25 protein-coding genes and 1 other RNA gene are annotated in these 26,446 nt (G+C 44.2%); 6 read left to right on the plus strand and 20 right to left on the minus strand.

What is annotated here, in order from left to right:
* Positions 1-181 precede the first annotated feature (181 nt).
* Entirely contained in the window at positions 182-610 is a 429-nt protein-coding gene (locus A3IK_RS0112605) for a DciA family protein (protein WP_020560346.1), read from the plus strand.
* 89 nt (positions 611-699) lie between these two features.
* Here the strand turns inward: A3IK_RS0112605 and lpxC are convergent, their stop codons facing one another.
* The 17 genes from lpxC to A3IK_RS0112685 form a co-directional block, all read right to left on the minus strand.
* Positions 700-1,620 (minus strand): UDP-3-O-acyl-N-acetylglucosamine deacetylase, encoded by a 921-nt coding sequence (gene lpxC, locus A3IK_RS0112610; protein WP_020560347.1) that lies wholly within the window; start codon positions 1,618-1,620, stop codon positions 700-702.
* A gap of 205 nt (positions 1,621-1,825) precedes the next feature.
* Positions 1,826-3,028, minus strand: a complete 1,203-nt coding sequence (gene ftsZ, locus A3IK_RS0112615; RefSeq protein ID WP_020560348.1) for a cell division protein FtsZ — start codon at positions 3,026-3,028, stop codon at positions 1,826-1,828.
* Between the two features lie 16 nt (positions 3,029-3,044).
* Positions 3,045-4,283, minus strand: coding sequence for a cell division protein FtsA (gene ftsA / locus A3IK_RS0112620; RefSeq protein WP_020560349.1), 1,239 nt, complete (start codon positions 4,281-4,283; stop codon positions 3,045-3,047).
* A gap of 3 nt (positions 4,284-4,286) precedes the next feature.
* A complete protein-coding gene (locus tag A3IK_RS0112625) occupies positions 4,287-5,210 on the minus strand; it encodes a cell division protein FtsQ/DivIB (RefSeq protein WP_020560350.1) in 924 nt (307 codons plus the stop codon).
* Complete coding sequence (locus A3IK_RS0112630; RefSeq protein WP_020560351.1) at positions 5,207-6,127, minus strand: D-alanine--D-alanine ligase; 921 nt, start codon at positions 6,125-6,127, stop codon at positions 5,207-5,209. Before A3IK_RS0112630 ends, A3IK_RS0112625 begins: the two co-directional genes overlap by 4 nt.
* On the minus strand, positions 6,120-7,547 hold the full coding sequence (gene murC / locus A3IK_RS0112635) for a UDP-N-acetylmuramate--L-alanine ligase (protein ID WP_020560352.1): 1,428 nt from the start codon (positions 7,545-7,547) through the stop codon (positions 6,120-6,122). Before murC ends, A3IK_RS0112630 begins: the two co-directional genes overlap by 8 nt.
* Entirely contained in the window at positions 7,538-8,662 is a 1,125-nt protein-coding gene (gene murG / locus A3IK_RS0112640; RefSeq protein ID WP_020560353.1) for an undecaprenyldiphospho-muramoylpentapeptide beta-N-acetylglucosaminyltransferase, read from the minus strand. Before murG ends, murC begins: the two co-directional genes overlap by 10 nt.
* On the minus strand, positions 8,659-9,906 hold the full coding sequence (gene ftsW, locus A3IK_RS0112645) for a putative lipid II flippase FtsW (protein ID WP_020560354.1): 1,248 nt from the start codon (positions 9,904-9,906) through the stop codon (positions 8,659-8,661). Before ftsW ends, murG begins: the two co-directional genes overlap by 4 nt.
* Positions 9,903-11,243, minus strand: coding sequence for a UDP-N-acetylmuramoyl-L-alanine--D-glutamate ligase (murD, locus tag A3IK_RS0112650; protein WP_020560355.1), 1,341 nt, complete (start codon positions 11,241-11,243; stop codon positions 9,903-9,905). Before murD ends, ftsW begins: the two co-directional genes overlap by 4 nt.
* The gene (mraY, locus tag A3IK_RS0112655) at positions 11,244-12,326 is read right to left on the minus strand and encodes a phospho-N-acetylmuramoyl-pentapeptide-transferase (RefSeq protein ID WP_020560356.1); all 1,083 of its coding nucleotides are present in this window, start codon (positions 12,324-12,326) and stop codon (positions 11,244-11,246) included.
* Positions 12,326-13,672 carry a UDP-N-acetylmuramoyl-tripeptide--D-alanyl-D-alanine ligase gene (locus tag A3IK_RS0112660; RefSeq protein WP_020560357.1) on the minus strand — a complete coding sequence of 449 codons (1,347 nt, stop codon included), beginning with the start codon at positions 13,670-13,672 and terminating at the stop codon, positions 12,326-12,328. Before A3IK_RS0112660 ends, mraY begins: the two co-directional genes overlap by 1 nt.
* The gene (locus A3IK_RS0112665) at positions 13,669-15,156 is read right to left on the minus strand and encodes a UDP-N-acetylmuramoyl-L-alanyl-D-glutamate--2,6-diaminopimelate ligase (protein ID WP_020560358.1); all 1,488 of its coding nucleotides are present in this window, start codon (positions 15,154-15,156) and stop codon (positions 13,669-13,671) included. Before A3IK_RS0112665 ends, A3IK_RS0112660 begins: the two co-directional genes overlap by 4 nt.
* Complete coding sequence (locus A3IK_RS0112670) at positions 15,153-17,003, minus strand: peptidoglycan D,D-transpeptidase FtsI family protein (protein WP_020560359.1); 1,851 nt, start codon at positions 17,001-17,003, stop codon at positions 15,153-15,155. Before A3IK_RS0112670 ends, A3IK_RS0112665 begins: the two co-directional genes overlap by 4 nt.
* Positions 17,000-17,272: a cell division protein FtsL gene (ftsL, locus tag A3IK_RS0112675; RefSeq protein ID WP_020560360.1), complete on the minus strand. Its 273-nt coding sequence runs from the start codon at positions 17,270-17,272 to the stop codon at positions 17,000-17,002. Before ftsL ends, A3IK_RS0112670 begins: the two co-directional genes overlap by 4 nt.
* 8 nt (positions 17,273-17,280) lie before the next feature.
* Positions 17,281-18,222 (minus strand): 16S rRNA (cytosine(1402)-N(4))-methyltransferase RsmH, encoded by a 942-nt coding sequence (gene rsmH, locus A3IK_RS0112680; protein WP_020560361.1) that lies wholly within the window; start codon positions 18,220-18,222, stop codon positions 17,281-17,283.
* Positions 18,223-18,731: 509 nt separating this feature from the next.
* Positions 18,732-19,077, minus strand: an RNA gene (gene rnpB / locus A3IK_RS20455) — RNase P RNA component class A.
* A 66-nt stretch (positions 19,078-19,143) separates the two neighbouring features.
* The gene (locus A3IK_RS0112685; RefSeq protein ID WP_162596654.1) at positions 19,144-20,136 is read right to left on the minus strand and encodes a hypothetical protein; all 993 of its coding nucleotides are present in this window, start codon (positions 20,134-20,136) and stop codon (positions 19,144-19,146) included.
* A gap of 479 nt (positions 20,137-20,615) precedes the next feature.
* Here A3IK_RS0112685 and A3IK_RS0112690 point away from each other — a divergent pair, with 479 nt between their 5' ends.
* Positions 20,616-21,602 carry a hypothetical protein gene (locus A3IK_RS0112690; protein ID WP_020560363.1) on the plus strand — a complete coding sequence of 329 codons (987 nt, stop codon included), beginning with the start codon at positions 20,616-20,618 and terminating at the stop codon, positions 21,600-21,602.
* A gap of 132 nt (positions 21,603-21,734) precedes the next feature.
* On the opposite strand, the gene A3IK_RS0112695 is transcribed toward A3IK_RS0112690, so the two are convergent.
* The 3 genes from A3IK_RS0112695 to A3IK_RS0112705 all read right to left on the minus strand — a co-directional run bounded on the left by A3IK_RS0112695 (position 21,735) and on the right by A3IK_RS0112705 (position 23,927).
* Positions 21,735-22,355, minus strand: coding sequence for an exosortase H-associated membrane protein (locus A3IK_RS0112695; protein WP_020560364.1), 621 nt, complete (start codon positions 22,353-22,355; stop codon positions 21,735-21,737).
* On the minus strand, positions 22,352-22,855 hold the full coding sequence (gene xrtH, locus A3IK_RS0112700; protein ID WP_020560365.1) for an exosortase H: 504 nt from the start codon (positions 22,853-22,855) through the stop codon (positions 22,352-22,354). The genes A3IK_RS0112695 and xrtH overlap by 4 nt, the downstream gene beginning before the upstream one ends.
* 100 nt (positions 22,856-22,955) lie before the next feature.
* Complete coding sequence (locus A3IK_RS0112705; RefSeq protein WP_020560366.1) at positions 22,956-23,927, minus strand: serine/threonine protein kinase; 972 nt, start codon at positions 23,925-23,927, stop codon at positions 22,956-22,958.
* Positions 23,928-24,349: 422 nt separating this feature from the next.
* Between A3IK_RS0112705 and rpsF the strand changes: the two genes are divergently transcribed.
* The 4 genes from rpsF to rplI are packed head-to-tail and all read left to right on the plus strand — an operon-like array spanning position 24,350 to position 26,427.
* Complete coding sequence (gene rpsF, locus A3IK_RS0112710; RefSeq protein WP_020560367.1) at positions 24,350-24,751, plus strand: 30S ribosomal protein S6; 402 nt, start codon at positions 24,350-24,352, stop codon at positions 24,749-24,751.
* Positions 24,752-24,770: 19 nt separating this feature from the next.
* Entirely contained in the window at positions 24,771-24,998 is a 228-nt protein-coding gene (rpsR, locus tag A3IK_RS0112715; protein WP_020560368.1) for a 30S ribosomal protein S18, read from the plus strand.
* A gap of 57 nt (positions 24,999-25,055) precedes the next feature.
* Positions 25,056-25,934, plus strand: a complete 879-nt coding sequence (locus A3IK_RS0112720) for a DUF2232 domain-containing protein (protein WP_162596655.1) — start codon at positions 25,056-25,058, stop codon at positions 25,932-25,934.
* Positions 25,935-25,980: 46 nt separating this feature from the next.
* Positions 25,981-26,427: a 50S ribosomal protein L9 gene (gene rplI, locus A3IK_RS0112725; protein WP_020560370.1), complete on the plus strand. Its 447-nt coding sequence runs from the start codon at positions 25,981-25,983 to the stop codon at positions 26,425-26,427.
* The last annotated feature ends 19 nt before the right edge of the window (positions 26,428-26,446 follow it).

Consider the following 26,446-nt stretch of genomic DNA (forward strand, 5'->3'; position numbering starts at 1 on the left):
GTGACGCGGGTTAGTCTTCTTAAGCTGCTGTATTAACAGCAAATACTACTCCTAGTAGTTTACGATTCACTATTGGTAACACTAGTTTTTAACTAGCACATTATAATGTGTTGGGTGTTTATTTTTCAGCAAAATGGTAGTTGTGCCACTCTGAGCACAATGGGATTTTATTGGGTCAGTCATGAAAAAAGCTTATACGTCTGTATACTCTCAACTACAAGAAAAATTGGTTGAAATTGACCAGATCACGGCCTGCTTACAGCCTATTTTAGCTAATGCTGAACCCGAGCGGATTTGGCCTATTATTCAAAGACAAACATTGTTATTGATGACTGATGATGTTGTTTTAGCCACTCAAGCCCGTTTTCTGCATAGGAAAATTTGTAAGGAATTAAACGCTAAGCTACACCTCAATCTGCTGCAAGTTGAGATCAAATTACTCAGCTTGCCGTTATACATTCCAGCTCGTCCACCTAAGCGTGTGAAAATAACCTCGCAAACGCTCACGATTATGAAGAGCATTGCCTCGGATATACCTGATAAAGATCTAGGGTTGGCTTTGGGGCGATTGGCAGAGGCCATCACGGAGCCTGCACTACGTCAGGCTTAGATCGACACTCCAAATTCAAATATGAGGCTGGGATTAGGGATTATTTCAGCCTTGCTGGTTTTAGCTACTAAAGTTAAAGCCTATCTCTATTACAAAGGTGCAAGCGTATAATTGTCTGCAAAAATAGCTTTTTCTTTTTGAGTATGCCCTAAAGTGACAATCTCCCAAGCATCTGCTTGTTGGAGTAGCTCACGCACTAAGAGGTTATTAATAGCATGACCTGACTTAAAGCCATGATACGCACCAATAATGCCATGCCCTAAGGTATATAAATCACCGATAGCATCCAACATTTTGTGGCGTACAAACTCATCGCTATAGCGCAAACCCTCACGGTTTAATACCCGATAATCATCCAATACAATAGCATTTTCTAGACTACCGCCTAAGCCGAGGTTTAAAGAGCGCAGCTTTTCAATATCACGCATAAACCCAAAGGTACGAGCGCGTGAAATTTCGCTAGCATAAGCTTGATGGGAGAAATCTACTTCAAGAAATTGAGCGGTTGCATCCACAGCAGGGTGTTTGAAATCAATTTCAAACTTCATTTTAAACCCCTCATAGGGTTTCAAAGTCGCCCATGCTCCCTTGCCATTATCATACTGGATAGGTTTTTTAATTCGGATGAAACGCTTAGGTGCGGATTGCTCTTGTATCCCTGCGGATAAGATCAGATACAAAAAGGGGGAAGCACTCCCATCCATAATGGGAATTTCAGGCGCATCCAGATCAACATAGAGATTATCAATCCCTAATGCAGCCAAAGCGGAAAGTAAATGTTCAATAGTTGAGACTTTTACCTTACCACTCACTAGGGCAGTACATAACATAGTCTCACCCACCCGCTCAGGGTGGAGTTCAATAATAGCATCGGCTCCTAAATCGACCCGCCGAAATACAATACCTGTGTCACTTGGAGCGGGGTTTAGAATAATCGAAACTTTTTTACCAGAATGCAGGCCAATGCCAACCGTAGAGACGGCTTCTTTTAGAGTACGTTGTTTTAGCATAATCGCCCAATGCCCTTAATAATCTGTGCTAATGAGGTAAATGGTAAGCATGCAGTTTTTAGGACAAATTGTAACGTGAATAGTTAACGTGGTGCTGAATAATTTTATCACGGTTTAAAAAACCTAGACACCCATTGACACTACCCATAAAAAGTGGCTGCAAAACAGCCACTTACACGGGCATGTGTATCAAGGAATTGCTCTATTAATCCGCTTGATTCCGTAAAAATGCCGGGATGTCTAGAATACGCTCGCGGTCATAGGAGCGGCCATTGCTGCTGCTATTACCACGATCTTTGATAGGCAAATTCTCGGTATTAGTATCAATAACAACCGGACGCAACGTGCGAATTTTATCTTGACGACTCGGTGCAGGTGCAGCAGCTTGTTTTGGAGCTGCTTGAGCTTGGCCTTGACCATTAGGACGCTGCGCAACACTAACGCTAGAGGGCATATCCTCTAAGCCTGTTGCGACTAAAGTAACACGTACTTCATCACGCATATCATTATCAATCGCTGTCCCTACAACCACAGTGGCCTCATCTGAAGCGAATTGGCGAATCACTTCACCTACCTCTTCAAACTCATGGATACCCATATCCATACCCGCTGTAATATTGACTAGGATACCTTTAGCACCATCTAGACGAATATCTTCTAGTAAGGGGCTAGAAATAGCTGCTGCTGCCGCTTTAGCCGCACGATCTTCACCCTGAGCACGACCCATACCCATCATGGATACACCCATGCCAGACATTACGGTACGTACGTCGGCAAAGTCAACGTTGATCAAGCCGGGGTTAGTAATCAGCTCTGCAATCCCTTGTACCGCATTGAGCAGCACATTATTAGCCGCTTTAAATGCCTCTAATAGAGAGACATTTTTGCCCAAGGAAGTCAGTAGCTTTTGATTCGGGATAGTGATTAAAGAGTCAACATGCTTAATCAACTCCGCAATACCCGCCTCAGCAGCCCGCATACGTTTAGCGCCTTCAAAGGGGAAGGGCTTGGTGACTACCGCAACCGTTAAGATCCCCATATCACGCGCAATTTCAGCGACCACAGGAGCCGCACCCGTACCGGTACCACCACCCATACCAGCGGTAATAAACAGCATATCACTGCCGCTAATCATATCTTTAATACGATCACGATCATCCATAGCCGCTTCACGCCCTACCTCTGGATTGGCACCCGCGCCTAACCCTTTAGTCAGCGATCCACCTAATTGGATAACCGATTTAACACCTGTACCATGCAATGCTTGGGAGTCTGTATTGGCGCAGATAAACTCTACCCCTTCAATGCCAGACTCCAGCATATTTTTAACTGCATTGCCACCGCCGCCACCCACACCAATTACTTTTATGGTGGCGCCCTTTTCAAAAGCGTCCATCAATTGGAACATGCCCGTTCTCCTACTGTCAGAAATTTCCGTTAAACCAACTTTTAATACGCTCCCATACACCATCGGAGGCTACAGAAGTATCATAAGTACGTCGTTCTCCGTAAGACTGTTGTGCAATACCGTATAATAATAACCCTACACCTGTCGAGTGAATGGGATTTTCCACTTCACCCCGTAGGCCACCTATATCGCGCGGCATACCAATTCGCACTGGCATATGAAACACTTCTTCAGCCAAAGTGACCGCGCCACGCATCTTAGAGGTACCACCAGTCAGCACAATACCGGCTCCAATGCGTTCCTCATAACCACTACGGCGTAACTCTTGCAACACCAGTGAAAACAATTCCTCATAGCGCGGCTCAATCACTGAGGCTAGTGTTTGTTTAGATAAGCTGCGGGCTTCTCTTTCACCCACACCCGGTACTTCTATTAGCTCATCATCATCCACTAATTGGCGTAAAGCACAACCATACTTAATCTTAATCGCTTCGGCATGTTGAGTAGGCGTCCTAACTGCTACTGCAATATCGTTAGTGACCTGATCACCTGCAATAGGAATGACAGCAGTATGGTGAATTGAGCCATTTAAAAACACGGCAATATCACTCGTGCCACCACCAATATCTACCAAGCAAACACCCAGCTCTTTTTCGTCCTCTTCTAATACTGCATAACTAGAAGCAACTTGTTCGAGGATAATGTCTTCTACTTGTAGGCCACAGCGCTCAACACACTTAATAATATTTTGTGCCGCACTATGGGCGGCGGTTACCAAATGCACCCTTGCCTCAAGACGCACACCCGACATGCCGACTGGCTCACGAATGCCTTCTTGTTGGTCAATAATGTACTCTTGGGGCAACACATGCAGAATACGCTGATCAGCGGGTATCGCTACTGCGCGTGCCGCATCCATGACTCGATCTACATCATTATCGGTGACTTCTTTATCTTTAATAGCCACAATACCATGTGAATTTAGGCTACGTACATGACTACCCGCAATACCTACATAGACAGAATCGATTTGCACACCGGCCATCAGCTCTGCTTCTTCAATCGCGCGCTGAATAGATTGAATGGTAGATTCAATATTGACTACCACCCCCTTTTTCATACCCCGCGAAGGGCAAGAGCCAATACCAATAATCTCTAAGCGACCATTATCATTAATATCACCTACCAATGCCACCACCTTGGACGTTCCAATGTCCAAAGCGACTATACGATTAGGGTCATTTTTTCTCGACATAAATTAACTCCCGATCCTTTTAGAGATGTCTGACCCTAAAAAGCTGGTTGGGATTTGCTTCCATTCAACGGCGAAACCATTTGTGTAGCGTAAATCGATACTACGAATCTGAGAAAACTTATCTTTTAATGCTTGCACATAGCCTACTTTAAGACGGCTCAAACGTTTTTCATAGTCTTTTCGTCCAATAATCACTTCAGGACCATCTTTAAAACGAATAGCCCAACTACCTGCTGCATCTTCAGTTAATTCAGAAATTTCTAACGAAAGATTACTTAACAGCCGAGTTAACTCAACATAACGCTCAGCTAATTCACGCCCATTTTCACTAGGACTATATAAATACGGAAATATACCTTGTTTTTCTAGTAAATTTCCGGTGAATATTTCACCATATTGATTTAACAACTGATCTTTTCCCCAAAAAGCAACCGGCACTTGCTCTTCTAACAAAATCTCCAGACGATTAGGCCATATTTTACGCAAGCTGGCCGCTCTAATCCAAGATTGTTGCTCTAAAAACTGCTCTAAACCTACCTCATCCAATAAGAATAAATTAGTGTCGGTATAAGGCTTTATCTGTACCCCTAACTGTTCGGGATTAATATAATGAAATTGCCCTTGAATATCGACCTGTTTAATCGTGAGATTAGTAGGTTTTAGCAACCAGCTATAAATAGACAACACTAAACCGATGACTATTAACAAGCTGGCGACAACTGTTAAACGTTGAATATTTTTAGGGCTTAGTTCAGTGATTTTCTTCCAATCAACTAACGCTTGCCAAGGAAGCACCTTTTTAGCAGCCAAAACGCGCCGCCGCTGAGCAGCACGAGCATGCTCAGCAGAACGTTTTAAACTTTTTTGACGTGGGTTTGTAGTTGTTATTATGGACGCCTTCTTCCTTGAAATTGGCGTTCGGGTCATACCAAGGTTGTCTCCAATACTTTGACTACTAGTTGTGAAAAGCTCATGCCGGCCTGTCTAGCCGCCATGGGTACTAAGCTGTGATCGGTCATACCCGGATTGGTATTCACCTCAATTAACCAAGGACGTTGCTTGTTATCTAACATCATATCGACCCGTCCCCAACCACTGCCACCTACTGCTTGAAAAGCTGACAATGCTAGTTGTTGCAATTGCGCCTCCAGTGCAGGTGTTAAACCACAAGGGCAATGATATTGGGTTTCATTAGAAATGTACTTAGCATCATAGGTGTAAAACTCACCCGGCACCTCCACCCGAATTAAAGGCAAGGGTGTCAAATCCAAAATACCTGCAGTAAATTCTTGTCCAGTAATCCATTGCTCTGCAATAACCACCGGGCAGCACTCTGCTGCTTTGTGGTAAGCAGCCGCTAATTGATTGGCTTCTTTGACCTTAGTCATTCCAATACTAGAGCCTTCTTTAACAGGTTTTACCATTAAAGGTAAACCTAGCTCCGCCACTACTGCATCGAAATCACTCTCTGCAGTTAATACGCGGTAATTAGGTGTCGGTAATCCCATGCCTAACCAGAGCCGTTTTGTCACTAGCTTATCCATACTAATCGCTGAGGCCATTACACCACAACCCGTATAAGGAATACCTAATAACTCCAAAGCACCCTGAATAACGCCATCCTCTCCACCACGACCGTGCATAATATTAAATACGCGGTCGTAATGTCCTGCTTTCAAAACATCAATAATATCGCGCCCTGCGTCAATACCCTGCGCATCAACGCCCGCCTCTAATAAGCCTTGCAAAACCTGAGCACCGCTTTTCAGCGACACTGGACGTTCTGCAGACCAACCACCGTATAAAACCGCCACTTTACCAAAGCGTTTTTTATTATCATTCATCGCTTGCTACCCCTAAGCTACCCGGTAAACTATGCGCAAGTGCTCCCACACTTCCCGCCCCTTGAGTCAGGATGACATCGCCATCCTTTAAAATATTGTTTAGTGCGGCTGGCACATCCTCTGCCCCATTCACAAAAATGGGATCCACTTTACCACGCGTCCGAATGGCTCGCGCGAGGGTTCGCCCATCTGCACCGGCAATAGGCTCTTCACTCGCTGCATAAATATCCATCAGTATCAGTACATCCGGCTCGGATAATACTTGAGCAAAATCTTCAAATAAATCACGGGTACGGGTATAACGATGAGGTTGGAATACCAATACCAAACGTCGATCAGGCCATACATTCCGTGCTGCGGCTAAGGTCACTGCCATTTCACGCGGATGGTGTCCATAGTCATCGACTAAAGTCACTGTGCCCGCTGCGGTCTTAATATCACCCGCAATTTGGAAGCGCCGCCCTACCCCTTGGAAATGTGCTAAAGCTTGTAAAATAGCCTGATCACTAATATCCAACTCCATAGCAATCGCTATAGCAGCTAAAGCATTGAGTACATTATGCCGACCGGGAATATTGAGTGCGACCTCTAACTGCCGCCCTGAACGGCGACAATGTAAAGTAAACAAGCTTTGCGTACCTTCATAACGCACATTGCTGGCTTGAATATCCGCATCATCGCTAAACCCGTAAGTAATAATAGGACGATTGACTTGCGGTAAAATTTCCCGCACATACTCATCATCCACACACAATACCGCTAAGCCATAGAAGGGTAAGTGGTGCAAAAACTCAATAAAAGTTTCCTTAAGCTTACCAAAATCACCGCCATATGTTGATAAATGATCTGCATCAATATTCGTCACTACCGCAATCATCGGTTGCAAATGTAAGAAAGATGCATCACTTTCATCTGCCTCCGCCACTAGATACTCACCCGTACCTAGACGTGAATTACTCGCGGAACTATTGAGCTTGCCACCAATTACATAGGTAGGATCTAACCCCCCCTCAATTAATAGACTGGTGGTTAAGCTAGTGGTCGTCGTTTTGCCATGAGTACCTGCAATGGCAATACCATGGCGAAAGCGCATGAGTTCTGCCAACATTTCAGCGCGACGAATAATCGGAATTCGTAACTCACGTGCCGCAATAATTTCTGGGTTTTGCTCATTAATCGCGGTCGATACCACAATCACATCAGCCCCTTCAATTTGCTGTGCGGCATGCCCTTTAAATACTTTTACCCCAAGCTTACGCAAGCGCTCAGTCATAGCGCTTTCTGCTGCATCTGAACCGGAAACTTTATAACCTAAATTGGCAACCACTTCTGCAATACCGCCCATACCCGCACCACCGATACCAATAAAGTGTAGTTGCTTAATTCGTTTACGGGTAAAATTTTGGCTGCCTAATTGCATGGTGAGCTTGCTCCTTCAAGATTAAATGGGTAATTAGCATAATGAGCACAAATAGCGGCGACTTGAGCCGTGGCTTTTGGCTTAGCTAAGGCACGAGCCTGAGTAGCCATGGCGATTAATGCTTCACGCTGTTTAGTAAAATAAGTTAGTTTTTCTGCTAATTGCTCGGCGGTTAAAGTGGACTGCGGCATGAGTAAGGCAGCCCCTGCATCACTTAAATAGTGAGCATTGCCCGTTTGATGGTCATCAACGGCATGGGGATAAGGCACTAAAATAGCAGGCACACCGGCTGAGGCGAGTTCTGCTACGGTCAAAGCACCCGCCCGGCAAATCACCACATCCGCCCAAGCATAGGCTTCAGCCATATTCTCTATAAAAGGTAAAACTTTAGCCTCGACTTGAGCCTTGCTATAGGATTGCTCTGCATCAGCACTATGTTTAGCACCCGCCTGATGCTGTATGGTTGGACGTAATTCGGCAGGCATTAAAGCGATAGCTTGTGGTACCGTTTGATTTAATACTTGCGCCCCTAAACTCCCCCCAATAATCAATAGATTTAAGGGTTGCTGACGGCGAGCAGCTAAGCGCACGGCAGGATCGGGTAAATCGCCAATATCACGCCGTACGGGATTACCCACAACTTCTAATTTAGCACTCGGTTTAAACGCTGAGGGAAACCCTGCGAGTACTCGTTTACTCACTGCGGCTAATAATTTATTAGTTAAACCGGCTACCGAATTCTGCTCATGAATAATGACTGGAATGCCCATGAGCGCTGCGACAAACCCACCAGGCCCTGCGACAAACCCGCCCATCCCTAACACCGCGACAGGTTTATAGCGCCGCATTATTTGTAACGCTTGCCAGCAGGCTTTAGTGAGTTTAAAGGGGGCTAATAAAATAGGCTTAAGTCCTTTACCACGTAGACCAGATACATCCAGTAGCGCCATTTCAATACCAGTAGGTGGTATAATTTTAGACTCTAAGCCCTGAGGTGTACCCATCCAGATCACAGGAATACCCTGTGCTTGTAACTCACGTGCGACTGCCAACCCCGGATACACATGCCCCCCTGTGCCACCCGCAGTAATTAATAGAGGCCGCTTTGCCATCATCCTGCTTTCTCCGCTGTTTTAGCTACTTGTCTTACCACACGCGAACGTGATGCAGGCTTAAGAGCAGGCTTACGCTCTGCCACTCCAAATAGTGCGACTTGTGTTTCCCGATGGACACGCATTAATAAAGCTAACGCGACTAAGGTAATTAAAATACTACTACCGCCGTAACTCATCAGCGGCAACGTTAACCCCTTAGGTGGCAAAATAGCTAAATTTACCCCAATATGCAGAATCACCTGAAACCCCATCCAAAAACCTACGCCATACGCCACATAAGCACCATAATGCTGCCCACCTTTATCCGCTTGGAAGCCAATATTAAAGGCTCGAAACACTAACCAAGCATACAAGGCTAAAACCAGCAACATGCCCATAAAACCAAACTCTTCGGCTAATACGGCAAAAATAAAATCATTATGCGCTTCAGGTAGATAAAATAATTTTTGTACCCCACCACCTAAACCTGCACCAAACCAGCCCCCGTCACCAATCGCCATTAAGGAGTGTACGGTTTGATACCCCTTACCTTCTGCAAAGGCCCAAGGATTCAAATAGGCTTCCATACGCGCACCCCGATAGCCCATAAAAGCCGCAGGCACCATAAACGCTAAAGCACCCCCGAATAATAACGCTAAACGTTTTAAAGGCAGTCCACCAATAAATAGTAGTACTAACCCCATACTAATAATAATAACGCTAGATCCGAAATCTGGTTGCAGCAATAGTAATGCCCCTACGACTCCTAATACCGCTAATGGGATAGCTAAAGGTTGGTAAGAGGCTGATGTAGCTAGATTTTTACCATGCCTGACTAAATATCCAGCTAAATATAATAACATAATAACTTTTATTAATTCTGAAACTTGTAAAGAAATTAAGCCAAAACCTAACCAACGGCTACTGCCATTAACAGCTTTACCTATACCCGGCGTCAAAACTAATACTAATAAGAGCAATGCAACCGGTAAGAGCTTAATACCGAGATCTTGCCAGAATCCCAGTCGAACTTGATAAACTGCCACCGCTGCAACTAAGCCTATCCCCACAAAAAATAACTGTCGATTCAAATAGTAAAAGGCATCCTGATATTGCTTTTCTGCCACCCATAAAGAGGCAGATCCCAACATAATAATCCCAATAGCCAGTAATGCCATGACCGCCACTAATAACTCACGATCAATATAGCGTGACCAATTGAGTGACTCCCAATAGGTTAACCAGCTATCAAGCCAATGTTTCATGATGGCAACTCCAATACGGCTTGGACAAAGCAGTCTCCACGATGCCCATAATTTTTAAACATATCAAAGCTCGCACAAGCCGGAGATAACAATACATTATCCCCCTCTTGTGCGAGTTGGGCGGCCTTCTGCACAGCATCTGTCATACTCTCTGCGAAGACATAAGGACATTGTCCCTCAGCCACCTTAGCAATCTTGAAGCGATCCTCACCTATCAATACTAAAGCGCGCGCTTTGCGAGCTAACACTTCACCTAAAGAACTAAAATCTGCTCCCTTACCCTGCCCACCAGCAATTAAGACCGTTTGATTAGGCATACCCGCTAAAGCGGCTAGGGTCGCACCGACATTTGTCCCTTTCGAGTCATCATAGTAAGTCACACCATGCAATTTACGCACCCATTGAGTCCGATGTGGCAAGCCTGTAAAGCTTTGTAATGCCTCCAACATCGGAGCTAAGGGCAAACCTAAAGCTTCACCTAAAGCTAGAGCCGCTAATGCATTAGCGGCATTATGTAGGCCGGGCAGCTTCATTTGTGCAAGCGGCAAAAGCAGTTGCTCACCCTTAGCTAGATAACTCTCACCCTCTCGTGTTTGAATACCATACTCATGAGAATGTTGTGGTGCATCTAAACCAAAGCTCACCCTCACCCCATCAGTAGGCATAGCCAGCACTAAAGCATCATCACGGTTAATGACCGCAACCTCACAGCCTTGATACACAACCTGCTTAGCGGCAGCATAATCGGCATAAGAAGCATAACGATCCATATGATCTTCGCTTACATTGAGCACCGTTGCGGCCTTTGCCTTGAGCGAATGAGTAGTCTCTAATTGAAAACTACTCAGTTCCATGACATAGACATCGGGTATGGGTTGGGTCAGAAAATCCAGCGCAGGCGTACCTAAATTACCCCCCGCATAAGCATTCCAACCCGCCCTTTCAGCCATTAGCCCTACCAAAGTAGTGACCGAGCTTTTACCATTAGAACCCGTAATCGCTACAATGGGTGCTTTAGCCTCACGGATAAATAACTCAATATCACCAATAATATCGGCTTTGCGCTCAGCACACGCTTTAATCACTGGTGTACTAACCGCAATCCCCGGACTCACCACTAAACAATCAGCATCGGCAAAGAATTGCGGATCAAATGCCCCAAATTGAGTTTGAATCGTAACTCCAAGCTGATTCAATGCCTCTTTTCCGGGAGGATCACTACGCGAATCGGCTACTTTAAAATTCAATCCTTTAGAGGCTAAATACTGTGCTATTGATAATCCTGTTTGCCCTAGGCCTACCACTAAAATAGAGCAATAATCCGTAATAGCTTTCATTTAACGCACCTTTAAAGTCGCTAAACCAATCATGACTAAAATCACGGTAATAATCCAAAAACGCACAATCACTTTTGGCTCAGGCCAGCCTTTTTTCTCATAATGATGGTGTAAAGGTGCCATACGGAAAATACGCTTGCCTTTAGTGGCTTTAAAATAACTCACCTGCATAATGACGGATAACGCTTCTAAGACAAATACCCCACCCATAATCGCGAGGACAAATTCTTGGCGTGTTAATACCGCTACAATACCCAAAGCGGCTCCTAAAGCTAAAGCGCCAACATCCCCCATAAATACTTGGGCAGGATAAGCGTTAAACCATAAAAACCCTAAGCCGGCACCAAAAATAGCACTGCAAAAGATAAGTAACTCACCCACCCCCGGCACCCGTGGAATACCTAAATAATTAGCCATGACAGAGTTACCACTGACATAGCAAAATACGCCTAAACCACCTGCTACTAAAATAGTAGGCATAATAGCGAGTCCATCTAAGCCATCCGTTAGATTCACAGCATTACTCGCACCCACAATAACCAGATAAACCCAGGGGATAAATAATAAACCCATTTGCCAATGGGCACCTTTAATCACGGGTAAGAATAAGGTCGTTTCTGTTGAGGTTTCGGCAGTAAAATACAAATAAAACGCTACCGATAAACCAATGGCGCTTAAGCTAATATATTTTTGTTTAGCAGTAAGACCTAAATTACGGCGATTTTTGATTTTAATATAATCATCCATCCAACCGACTAAACCAAAACCTAGGGTAACAAATAGCACTACCCAAATATAGCGATTAGTTAAATCTGCCCATAATAAGGTTGCGACTGCAATCGCTAAAATAATCATTACCCCACCCATAGTAGGCGTTCCAGCTTTACTATGTTGTTGGGTAACTTCTTCACGAATATATTGACCAATCTTCATACGGGTGAGCCAACGAATCATCATCGGCCCCGTCCATAATGCAATACTTAATGCAGTCACTACCCCTAAAATGGCGCGTAGGGTTAAATATTGAAACACATTAAAGCCACTATAAAAGTGGCTTAGAGAATTAAATAGCCAGACTAACATTAATGCACCTCGTCTAGTTGTGCTTGCATTAATGCAGCGACAACACGCTCCATTTTGGCTGAGCGCGAACCTTTAACTAAAATAACGGTATTATGGTCTAGAGCTTGTTGAGCTAAAGCCGTTAATAATGCTTCTAATTGAGTGAAACCTGTTTCTGGAGTACCAAAAGCCTGACAAGCCTGCAGGCTTTTTTCGCCCAATCCATACAGTGCGTTAATATTCAGTGCTTGCGCTAGTTCGCCGATATGGGCATGTAATTGCACCGCATCTGTACCTAGCTCACCCATATCGCCTAAAATAAATATTCTACGACCGGGTAAATCGGCTAATACTTTTAATGCCGCTTCCATAGAGGAAGGATTAGCATTATAGGTATCGTCAATCAGCCAAGTACCTGTTTTCGTCTTATAAGAAGCCAAACGTCCTTTAACCGGCTTTAATTGCTCTAAACCCTGTTTAATTTGCTCAAGTGAAATACCTAATGCTAATGCGCCAGCAGTTGCTGCTAATGCATTTAAGGCATTATGTCGACCTAGTAAAGCTAGCCTTAGATTAACCTCACCTTGAGGTGTACTAATACTTAACTGATTACCACTTAACCGGCCTTTAATATCTGCCTTATTATTTAGACCAAAACTTAAAATTTTAAAAGGCTTAGTAATACTTTCCCAATACTCATAATAGGTGTCATCTGCATTTAAAATAGCCGCACCATTAGGCCTTAGGCCTTGAAAAATCTCACCCTTAGCTCGTGCGACTCCTGCAATATCACCAAATCCTTCTAAGTGCGCTGCCCCTGCATTATTTAAAATCGCGACATCAGGCTGAGCTAAATGGGTTAAGTAATTGATTTCGCCAAAATGGTTAGCCCCCATTTCAATCACAGCAAACTCGTGCTCCGCACGTAGGCGCAATAGAGTTAAGGGTACACCAATATCATTATTGAGATTACCCTCGGTGGCTAGGGTATGACCTGCTTGATTTAAAATCGCGGTTAGCATTTCTTTTAAGGTCGTCTTACCATTGCTACCCGTTAATGCGAGCAAGGGCTTAGTGAAATCAGTGCGCCAACTAGCGGCTAAGCGCCCTAGTGCTAAGCGCACATCATCCACCACGACTTGTGGTAAATCACAGTCAATAATACGAGATACTAAAGCTGCACTAGCCTTACCCACCACTTGTGGAACAAACTCGTGGGCATCAAAACGCTCACCCTTGAGCGCTAAGAATAAATCGCCCTGCTTTACTAAACGAGAATCACGTTGTACCGCATCGATAGCGACATCCGCCCCCACTAAGCGCCCACCACAACGCTGAGCGACTTCAGCAACAGTCATCCAACTCATAAGGCACGCTCCTTTAAAGCTTGCGTGGCTTGTATACGATCATCAAAATCGATCACTTTATTATTAAAGGTTTGTGTAGTCTCATGCCCTTTGCCAGCAATGAGCACAATATCGCCTATCTGAGCCATTTGTATGGCTTGGCGAATTGCTTGGGCGCGATCATGTTCAAATAGCGCTTGTTGATCGGTCGCAAATCCAGCACGAATATCATCGAAAACCTGTGTCGGTGATTCAGTGCGGGGGTTATCGTCGGTGACTATCACCTGATCGGCTAAGGTTGCCGCAGCATGAGCCATTAAGGGGCGCTTACCCCGATCCCGATCCCCACCACAACCAAACACACAAATTAATTTTTTTTGCGTATGGGTACGAGCGGCTTTTAATACCTGCCCTAAAGCACCAGGGGTATGGGCATAGTCGACTACCACTAAAATCCCCGTACCCTGATCCGCTACCCGTTCCATGCGTCCGGGCACCACTTGAACCTGAGCCATGGCGGCTAGTGCATCCTCTAGGCTCACCCCTTTGACTAATAAAACACCTAAGGCAGCTAGTAAATTATGCAGGTTAAATTGCCCTAATACCGGAGCATATAACTCGCCCTCGCCATAAGGCGTAATCACTTGAGCACGAATCCCTTGATGATTAAATACCGGATCAAACGCTACAATGGTATTCTCTGGATATTCATCCGGCTCACCGATGCCATACCCTAAAACTGCTAACCCTTGCTCTTCCGCTTGCTCTAATAAATCATCGCCAAAAGAATCATCCAGATTCACCACAATGTGCTTTAAGGTAGGCCACTGAAATAACTTACGCTTAGCCTCTGCATAGGCTTGTACAGAACCATGGTAATCCAAATGATCGCGGGTCAGATTAGTGAGTACCGCTACATCAAACTTCACCCCATTAACTCGCCCCTGATCGAGGGCATGGGAAGAAACCTCCATAGCGACTGCTTGAAAACCCTGCTCTTTAAGCTGAGCTAAACCATTATGTACACTCGCTGCATCGGGGGTAGTATGAGTGGCCTTGGCTAATTGTCCGGGTAAACCACTGCCTAAAGTACCCAATACAGCCGCCTTAATGCCTAATATTTGTAGCGCTTCGGCAATAAAATGCGTAGTAGAGGTCTTACCATCAGTACCCGTCACACCCACCATGAATAAATGCTCTGAAGGTACATCATAGAAAGCTTTAGCAATATCCCCTAAACGTTCGCGTAACTGTGGAACCACCACTATAGGTACGGATAAGGATGGCAAAACCAAGTGCTCAAGGGGTTCTGCTAAAATAGCGACCGCACCAGCCTTAATTGCCGCGCCTGCAAACTCAATACCGTGGTGTTGACCGCCTTGTAAAGCGACAAACGCCATGCCCGGTTGGACATGGCGCGTATCGACTGCTAAGCCAGTGATAGTGAGATTAGGTATATCCGTTACCCAATCGGATAAGAGTGTCGTGAGGTTTTTAGTTATCATGTTCCACCCGCTGTTGCCCCTTTTGATCTGGTTCGTTCTGCTTGTTTTAAATCTGGTAGACTATCGGGCGCTATATCTAAGAGTCGGAGTGACTCCGCCATAATTTTGGCAAATACTGGTGCAGCAGCCCGTCCACCACTATCATTAATTTTTGGTTCGTCAATTTGTACCGCTACCACCAAACGCGGATTACTCGCTGGCGCAATACCAATAAAGCTGGTCATAAATTTATCATTACGGTACTTGCCATTGATATATTTATAAGCGGTTCCCGTTTTTCCGGCGATACGATAACCATCCACTTCTCCTCTTTGTCCCGTGCCGCCGGTTTGTACCACCGCCTCCATCATATGTAAGACGGCTTTCGCAGTTTCAGGACTAATCACCTGTTGACCATTGCTAGGAGGAGTATTGAGCTTATAAACGCTCACCGGATACAACATACCTTGGGCAGCAAAAGGCGTATAAGCATGGGTTAATTGTAAGAGACTGGTGGATAAACCATAACCATAACCATGAGACGCTCGGTCAACTTGCCCCCAATCGACATAATTACTCAGCGTCCCCTCTGTTTCACCGACTAACCCAGATTCAGTAATACGCCCTAAACCCACCCGATTTAAAAACATCCAATGATCACGCGGATTCATTAATAAGGCCAAACGACTAGCCCCCACATTACTGGATTTGGCTAGAATTTGTGCTATGGATAATACCCCATAATTAATGGGATCTTTAACCTTATACTTACCAAAGTTCAAATATCCGGGTGAAGTATCCACCTCAATATCAGGACGAATAACACCGGACTCTAAAGCCGCCGCAACGGTCAAAGGTTTCAACGTAGAACCTGGCTCAAATTTATCAGTCACAGCCCGATTACGTAAGGCAGCAGACTCCACTTCTTTACGATTATTAGGATTAAAGGCGGGGTAATTAGTCATGGCTAATACTTCCCCCGTATGAGCATCCATCACGACCACAGAACCGGCTTTTGCCCTTAATAGCGTGACTTGTGCTAGCAAAGCTCGATACGCTAAATACTGAATACGCCGATCAATACTCAGTTGTACCGTTTGCCCCGGAACCATATCCTCAATGCGATCTACATCCTCTACTGAGCGTCGTTTACCGTCTAGCACTACCCGTTTACGCCCATTTTTTCCGGCTAAAATATCATTTTTAGCCTTTTCTATGCCCTCAATCCCCTTACCATCCACATCGGTCATACCCACTAATTGGCTTGATGTTTCGGTCATAGGATAAAAGCGCCGATACTCTTGTGTGCTACCAACCCCATCGATATTTAAATCCAAAAACTCTTCCGCCAATTCGGGTGAGAGTAACCGGCCTAAATAAAAAAACCTTTTATCTTTGGCGTCATTTAAACGCTTTAATAACTCACCCGGAGCGAGTTCTAGCTCATTTTCTACTTTAGCTAAGGCTTTTTCTAGGCGCTGAAAACGGGTGCCTGCGAGTTCTAAGGCTTTGGTTTTTTCTTCCTCTAGTGTACCCTTACGTGAATCAGCGATTTGCAAGGCTTGCTCATACTCTTTACGCAGTTGAGCACGTGCCTCAATGAGCTTACTAGGATTACACCATAAGGATTCAACAGGCGAACTAATGGCTAATGGATCACCATTACGATCCACAATCATCCCGCGTGAAGCAGGAATTTTAACAATACTGGTTTGGCGCTTATCGGCTTGCTCTTGTAGCCAATCGCCCTGATAGACCTCTAACCAAGCCGCACGTAACAGCAATACGCCAATCAAAGCTAGCAAAACCAGCATTAATAAAAACCGGCGACCTTGGAAAATAGGTGAAGAAGCTTTGCGGCGTTTCATTCCCGAATAACCCCTATAGCTGATGCAGACGGCTTTTGCATTTTTAGGCTGTCCCTAGCCCGCTGCTCAATACGTAAATGATGTAACTGGGTGCTTTGCTCTAATTTCAGGCGGCTCCAATCGGAATTTAACCGATCACGTTCTTTTTCCAAGGTTTGCACTTGAACAAATAATTGACGAGCCTCATGACGATTAGCGACTAATAAAATCGCCATCCCAATCACCGCTATATACAGAAAAGTTACGCTAAAAAACTGCCAGCGCTCCATACTATTTATTACCTCATACGCTCTGCAACACGCAATAAAGCACTCCGTGCGCGTATATTAGTTGCAATTTCCTCTTCACCCGCTCTCACTGCTTTACCCAGCGTTTTCAGCGGGGGTATTTCGGTTTGATCATCTAAAATGGGGAGGTTTTTAGGTAGACGCTTTGGCGTGGAATACTCCCGCATAAACTGCTTTACTATGCGATCCTCTAAAGAATGAAAGCTAATAATCGACAAACGCCCACCAATCGCTAAGTAAGTCAATGATTTAGCCAAACAGGTTTCAATATCCTGCAATTCTTCGTTAATTTTAATACGGATGGCTTGAAAGCTACGGGTGGCAGGATGTTTATGGGGTTCTTTTTTAGGGAGGGTCTGAGCGATTAATTCCGCTAATTGTAGGGTGGTACTCAGAGGTTGCGCATGGCGTGTTTGGACAATCTTGCGGGCTATTTGGCGCGAAAAACGCTCTTCGCCATAACGCCATAATACATCAGCAATCTCGGCCTCTGCGGCACTATTCAACCATGCGGCGGCACTCATACCCTGCTCAGGATTCATACGCATATCCAAAGCCCCTTGACGCATAAAGCTAAAGCCACGTTCTGCATCATCGAGTTGCGGTGAGGACACACCTAAATCTAGTAATAACCCATTAACAGGTTGTGATAACTGAAGAGCCGTGAGTGCCTGCTCAAAATCCTTAAAAGAGCCTTGCCAAATCTTAACCCGTGGGTCAGCGCCATAGATATGCTGAGCATGTGCAATAGCACTAGGATCCTTATCAATCACGACTAATTGACCTTGTGTACCCAATGCTTGCAGGATTAAGGCTGAATGACCGCCACGCCCATACGTACCATCAATGTATAAACCATCGGGTCGTATCGCTAGTGCTTCAACTGCCTCAAATAGCAGTACACTGTCATGTGTAAAGGATGCAGTCCTCATAAAATTGCCAAACCCACCTATCCAAACGGCATTAAAATAAAATAGCCTACTCTTTTTATAATAAAACACCACGAGGCTAAGCTAAAACGTTCTTTGCTGGCTAGATACTATAAATTCAACATGCCTTCTTACTTAGTGATCTAATTATCGAATCATAATTAAATTTTAATGCCTATCTCAGCACGACTACTCCCTGTCAGAAACAGCAGAACACTCTCTTTTTAAATAAAAAAACAAACTACATCCAGCCCATTCAATAGACTATATCTGGAGTAAAAACTAATTTAAAAAGGCTAATAATTATTGAAGAAAGCGGAACGCATTAGTTGAGTGTGGTGAATGAAAATACTCACAAAACGATGGCTATCATCCCTGAATTATGCTTATTAGCTTTATAACTCCACTAATCAGGGCATGTTAAAAACTCCCCCTACTAGTGTCAATCTCAAAACCCTATTTATTGCTGCATGTATTCACGAAATCATTTTCGTGTCATGGTAAAAAGATAAAAATCGAGTCAATCTATAAGCCGGGTTCTGTCGTGGATAATCATTCATCTAGGATTATTGTCACCAATAACCTCAAGCAACCTACCCGGACACAGTGCGGGTCACACCAATGTGTCCCTATTTGGTTTTGCTCCAGACGGGGTTTGCCCTGCCACTTCTGTTGCCAGAAGCGCGGTGCGCTCTTACCGCACCATTTCACCCTTACCTAAAACACGAATGCTTTAGGCGGTATATTTTCTGTGGCACTTTCCGTCGGCTCACGCCGCCCAGACGTTATCTGGCGTCTTACCCTATGGAGCCCGGACTTTCCTCCCTTCTTGCGAACGGCGATTACCCGATTGACTCGATGCCCACTTTATACCAGAAAATGCCCGGAAATAACTAATACTTCTAATTTTTGCTGTATGAAACCTTAGTCTTTTTTGCTATCAGGAATGGGTACAGGTTGTTTTAAGAGTATTTCTAGTGCCGTTAAAAAACGCATTAAATCTGCATAATCTTGGTTCACGCCGACTAACTTAGTACGCACTAGTAATACGCTAATCTCGTTTTCCCAATAATTATTTAGAGGAAAGCGTTTTACTTTTGGAAAACTGCTCAATACGGTGAGGGAGTCTACCTTATCAATCGTCGCTGATTTAAAAACGCGCTTTGCCTCGCGCAGCCAAGCAAAATCTGTCAAACGGCTATACAGTTGCACATCACTATCATCACTAGGCACAGCAGGTGCCAAAAACCCCCAATGGCTAGAGCTGGTGAAAGCATCGGGTAATAAAATCCCCGGCATCCATACAATGACTCGATCATGTTCACGCTCATCACGCTCTAATTGCTCTACATGAGCCTCGGTAGCCGCCATAATCGTATCGGACAGGGTATTGGCATGATGCAGAAAAATAACAACTTCTAACGCTAATTTTTTATTAGTTTTGGTTTCTTGCTCTAAACGTTGTGCTAACTCAATAATACCAGCAAGGGTTTTTGCCCCCTCCCAAGCTGGTTGGGTCGATAATACATGATGGATGACTAAGACTAAACGCGGTTGGGTCAGGGGGAAGCCGGGCTTGGGCATAGTCACCTTTACCTTACCGATTTGTAAATTAATTTGATGCAGACCGGTACTATAGCCCTTAGACTCAATGGTGCCGAAGTCTTCGAGGTGTTGAGTTAAATAGTCAGCGGTTTTAATAATGACATTATCTTCATCTTCTACCTGCGCTAAATCCCCTTTAAACTCACCTAATGCCAGCATATTTGTTTGTAATTTTTGGGCATCTAAGCGCAATAGGGTACTTTGGCTAGTAGGAGGAATAATGGGTTGAGTAATCACCCCCCAAATTAAGGCTGCCACAATGAGAAATGCAAAAATTAACTCTTGGGTACGGCGTGCCATCCATCTGAACAAGTTATATACTCCTTATGTTATTATGCTAGCTGACTAGACGAGAGGGGCTGCACTTTGGTTTACTTAAAAAGAGCGCTGCTATGGCTAGGGTGGCGGTCAACCCTTGGTCGATCTTTTATTTTCTTCCGCGAATTTTAAGCGCTTGTTAATATCATAGGGCTTAAGTATTGACAAGCAGTATGATTTCGTAGAAGAAAAGGTTTCACTCGTAAGTCTCTCTTGACCATTATTGCTTTATACCAAGCTACAGTTATACAGCTTAACCACTCAGTATTAAAAAAGAGGCGGTTATGATGATCACTACGCAATAAACTAAGCAGCCTACTATAGGTATCTAGTATTAAACATCACTCTCAAAACCATGTAAAAAGTGAGCTATATTATCAGAATTATTCGGGCGTCCCCTACACCCACTTAGCTCACTATCTTAATCCACTTAACACTGCCCTACTGCGGCTGTTTTTGGTAAACTAAAGGTTATGGATCAAAGTCTCTCAATTACAATTACCTTAGAGGGTGGCTTGCCTAGCCTCTATTTAACGGTTCAGGACCACTACAATAGCCCCTCTCAAGCCTTTAGTGCTCCGTTGGAGTTTATGGATTTAAGCGCACTGCTAAAAAGTGTACAGCAAGGTGGTGATTATTGGTTTATCACCGCAAATCCCGAAAATCCACATACCACCTTAAATACGCCCATCTATGTGCGCCATCAAGACGGCAAGATTTTCTGGGATATTGTGTATGAGGACTATCAGATGTTCCTCAATATTGAATTAGAAGAGCCTGAAACGGCTGATTATGATGAAAATTTAATTACCCTGTCTTTCGATGCCTTTCAATATGTCAGTGCATTATATCAAGGCTTTTTGCTCAGCCAACAGGTGCAAGTCGTCACATATAACTATACGGCTAGTGAACACGAAGAACCCTCTTTATTAGAGCAAATGAAAACCCATATCCCCACGCTAAGAGCCTTTTGGCAAAAATACGGCAAAACCGAGGGGCGTATTCGGCATGGTCAACCTACCCTAGATCATGATTTCTTTGCGCGGGAGGCAGAAACCTTATGGCTACAAGATATCTTAGATAGCCTAGAGGCTAATCATTCCGACACTATTATGGAAAACTTGGATGCTTATCTAGAAGCTTTACCAGAACACGTTCAGGCTCAATTAGAGAAAAATGGGCAACCGCTCGCTCATGCACTTAATCAACGTTGGACTATGCTAGTCAACTCCCTAACGGAAGAGGAATCCGAAGCGTTAGAACAAGGCGAAACGGCGGAGCGCTTCCCGAATAGTTTAAAGTTACGTTTAATGCGGGAGTTTTTAGCTGGTAATCCTTCCGTCCTACTAGGACATAATCCGCACTCACCGAGTACACAAGAAACTAATGTTGTCAGCCTAGAGCAATGGCGGGATCAAAAAACACCGCCACTCCCGACCGAGGATGATCAACAAACCTAATAAGTACTTGAGCCAAAGTCATCGAGTATGTCCTCCGCAGCCGCTGTGAATACATCCTTGTACGCTACAAGGCGGCATCCCTGCCGCCAAGACTGCTCCAGAAATACCCGATGACTTTGGTATACCTACGTGCTAGGAAGGTTGAGTATCAAAATGCAGCGAGGGAGCCAACTGATTTAAAAACGGTTGGCTTAATATAGCCCACACAATAATAGGCGCAATCATAGGTAGTAATAAAAACCCCACTTGATAGCCTAGTGCAATGAGATCTAGTTGCAGGGGTGACCACTGTAAGGTTTGTTGCAATAGAGGATCCACTTCAAAGGTCAGTGATTTGATAATACAGACGACTAAGCTCACTACCTGCAGCCCTAACAGAATCAATTCCCCCATCAGTAGCCTAGTCCCCTTACTAGTTAATGGGGTAGCTAATATCAAGGCTGCGAATAAAGGCAAACCATAACCAAAACTTAAAGGATTGAGAGTAAACCCTGCGGCCTCTTGTAGAGGGGGTGGGGTTACTAATACCCCTTGCGTATTAAACCCATAGTGAGTGGCTACAACCACTTGGGAGCCTTGCAATTTAACCCACATAATAAAATCGGCTAGCCCGGCTTGAATAATACTATTAGTTAACGTTACCACAGGCATGAGATGCCAAGGCGCTAGGATATACCACACCGCAAATAGTGGCGCTAAATAAAGCAATACCCGCAAAACAAAGGTGCTGAGTAAAGAAGTATTCATATTCATGAGGTCACCGTCTTAGCCTGTGCTGACTTACTCAAATAACGCACCCAAATCAGGAATACTAATAAAGCATCTAACATAATCAGCGCTTGCCAGAGATATAAATGCGCCCATTCAAACCAGACCTCATTCCATTGTCCGAGGTAAAATAGGCTAATAATACGAACTAAATTTAAGCCTTGAATAGCCAAAATGCCCCAGAACAACCCTTTGGCTCGCTGTAGCCAGGTTGCTGGAAAGACTAAAATAGCGGCTATTAAGATAATCATAGCCTCGACACCATTGCAGCCCGGCTCTATAGAAATAGCAAAGGGTTTAAGGGTACTCGCAATCACCTTACCGGAGGCACTCACGTGTGGATCTAATAAACCCAAAACAAAAGCACTCAGGCTCGCTAACAAGCTAGTCCATGGTAAAATGATATAGGTCTGTGTAACGGTTAACATTTCTAGCACAAACAAGACCGTTTGCAGTACTAAAAACCCCACTAAAAATTGCTTCACGAGTAGCCACCCTGACAGCTAGATTGATTTTATATAGCGTTATTTTTATTAATCGATCTGTCTAGCTTAGCAAACTACACCTTAAGCCGCAATTTACCCCCTATAATGCTGCTAATAACTGCTGTGCTGAGGCAAAACGACTTTCAGGAATCTTAGCCATAGTTTGATTTAAAATAGGCTGATACCGAGCTAAGTCATCCGGTAGCTTAGGTATAGGGGCGAGCATATGCTTGCGTAAAATCAGGTCTAGCGAGCGTCCTTGATAAGGTTTTTGCCCGGTGAGTATTTCGTAAAACAAGACCCCTAAAGCATAAATGTCCGCTTGTTGATCTAAGGGATCGCCCATAATCAGCTCTGGACTGACATAATAAGGCGTGCCATAAATTTCACCCTCGGCTAAGGCTCCCGCCTCACGTAATAGCTGACCGTCGAGACCAAAATCCAATAGTACAGGCTGATTATTACTGCGTATCATGATATTTGAAGACTTCAAATCACCATGCACAATCCCCGCCTGATGCAATACATTAACGGCCTCAACAATTTTTTGATACCACGCTAAGCGTTGCTCTAGTGCGGGCAGAGGCTCATCACGGAGCCAATCTTTTAACGTCACCCCCTCGACATACTCCATCACCACATAGATGCCTTGAGTACTCGCGTGAGCCTGTAAAATCGTCACCACACCTTGATGATGTAAGGCTTTTAATTTTGCCACTAACTCCAGAAATGCCTCAAAATGCGCTTCTTTGAGTAGCTGCGTATTCAGTCTAAAATGCTTAATAACGCGCTCAGTCGTGGAGGTCGTTAATTTGAATAAAATAGCGCCCTCACTACGATGTAGTAATTGTACCGACCGACTCTTTGGGGACTCATCCATTTTTGGCCAAGGATAAGGATTCATAGCAATAGGAGCTTGGAGTAAGGGGGCAATACCTTCTGCGTACTTAGTATCTTGCTTAATGTGTAGATAATCATAAAGTGGAGTGTAATCCTCCATTAATAAGCAAGACTCTAGCTCATTGGATTCATAGCCTAGCTCTAATTGATAACTGTTAGTTCTTTCATACATATTTCTAACCCCCCGCTTATACATGACTCTATAGTAGCGGCTGCTTTAGCACCGCCTCACCTCTTAGCCCCAGTTAACCCATCTAATTTACTTCTTGGAGTCTAGAACAGATCTATGCAATTTGCTGTATATCCGATAGAGAAGCAGAACTTATCCTACTGACAATGGTATTTATTTTCGCTTGATAGCTACTAAACCCGAATCCTAGTAAACATACCCTTAAAATAGTTTATTATTAGGCTATTCATTTTCTAAATCTCCAGCAGCACATTCATTGTCAACGCTCCTATAAATCATCAATTGACAATGGCTCACTTATTACAGACAATTACGCGCTTTATTTTGGCTTGGGATTTGTCCCAAACCCGTCCTTGCTTCACCACTTTAACGTGGGAGGCTGTCTAAATCCACAAGGAGACTCAATGAGACACTATGAAGTTGTTTTTCTGGTGCATCCTGACCAGAGTGAACAAGTACCCGCGATGATTGAGCGTTATCGTGCGCTGGTAACCGATAATGGCGGTCAAGTACACCGTCTAGAAGACTGGGGTCGTCGTCAATTAGCTTACCCCATTAATAAGGTTCATAAAGCACACTATGTTATGATTAACATTGAGTGTAATGCCGAAACCTTAGCCGAATTAGAAAGCATCTTCCGTTTCAATGATGCCATTATTCGTACTATGGTTATTCGTCGTGATCATGCTATCACCGAACCTTCACCACTGAAAAAAGATGGTGATAAACCCGCCCGCCCGGCTCGTCGCATCATTGATGAAACGGATGATTTATTAGATGACTCTGATGAAGACGATCAGAATTAAGGTTTAGGGAGCATTACAGATGTCACGTTATTTTCGCCGCAAGAAGTATTGCCGTTTTACCGCTGAAGGCATTAGCGAGATTGATTACAAAGATTTAGATACGCTAAAAGGCTTTATTACCGAAACTGGTAAAATTGTCCCTAGCCGTATTACTGGTACTAAAGTGATCTATCAACGTCAATTAGCCACCGCTATTAAACGTGCACGCTTTTTAGCGTTATTAGCTTACACAGATCAACATAAGTAACACTGCGCTGTATTAAGTTAGCACTACTAGGTAATTGCCATGATGGCCTCTTTCATAATGTCTAGTCGGCTCCATGCGATTATGTTTACTTTATCCATGACGCTGATTTCGTTTGTATTAGCCCCTCTTGGGATTTTTGCTAATGCAGCCGTTGCTTTGGTGACATTACGCTTGGGTGCTAAACAAGGTTTATGGGTAGCTTTGCCGGTGACGGCGGGGTTGACTTTGATTGTTATGGTATTAAAAGGTAATGCTTTAGTAGGACTCACGTCCGGTTTGGTCAGTTGGCTACCGCTAGTGGTTTTAGGTGCTGTCTTAGAACGTACTGTGTCATGGACTCAGGTTCTACAGTATCTACTGGCAATACTAGCGGTGTTAATTATTGGCTTTTATGTAGCAGTGGGTAATCCTGCTGCTGTTTGGGAGCAATGGTTAATTAGCTTAGTCAATTATCTACCCCTTGAAAATACTGAGCAAACCTTGCAACTCACGGAAACTATGAAGATCAGTGCGCCTTATATGACAGGTGTTTTAGCCGCGTTATTAGGTGTGCATTGGATGGTTTCCTTGATGTTAGGCCGTTATTGGCAGGCTCAATTATATAATCCGGGCGGATTTCAAACCGAACTCCACCGGATGCGTATGAGTAAGCCCCTTGCGCTATTAATGATAGCATTAGTGGGCTTACGACTATTCGTTGATTCAGCACTACTGACAGATCTGATTATAGTGGGGCTAGCCGTATTTTTATTTGCTGGCTTGTCGTTAGTTCATTACAGCGTACACCACTTCAAGCTCGGTATAGGTTGGCTGGTTGCGGTATATCTCTTACTGATATTTACCACACCGGTCATTGTGATGTTAGCCACCCTAGGCATTATTGATAGTCAGGCTGATCTGCGTCGCTTTATTAATACACGCAAACCAACTATTTAGATTGACAGATCAGGGTAAGCTGATCTGAACGATAAAGGTGATTACGATGGAAGTTATTCTTCTACAAAAGGTTGAAAACCTAGGCACTCTAGGGGGAGTTGTTTCAGTACGCCCCGGTTACGCTCGTAACTATTTGATCCCGACTGGGCGTGCTAAAATGGCTACTAAACAAAATATTGCTGATTTTGAGCAAAAACGTGCCGAATTAGAAAAAGCAGCGGCTGAGCATCATGCTGCGGCTGAAGCACGTGCAGCTCAATTGCAAGATATGGTATTTACCATTAAAGCTAAAGTCGGTAGCGAAGGTAAACTATTCGGCTCTGTCTCTAATATTGAGATTGCTGAAGCTATTCAAGCGGCTGGACTAGCTGTTGAACGGCGTGAAATTCGTATGCCTAATGGTCCGATTCGGGCGCTAGGTGAATACGAAGTGGGCGTACACTTACATACTGATGTGAATGCAGTACTTAAAGTAGTCGTTGAGGCGGAATAATCCCCTACTGCCCTATTCC

Origin of the sequence: Thiofilum flexile DSM 14609 (assembly GCF_000380185.1) — a bacterium.
In the GTDB taxonomy this organism is placed as follows: Bacteria; Pseudomonadota; Gammaproteobacteria; order Thiotrichales; family Thiotrichaceae; genus Thiofilum; species Thiofilum flexile.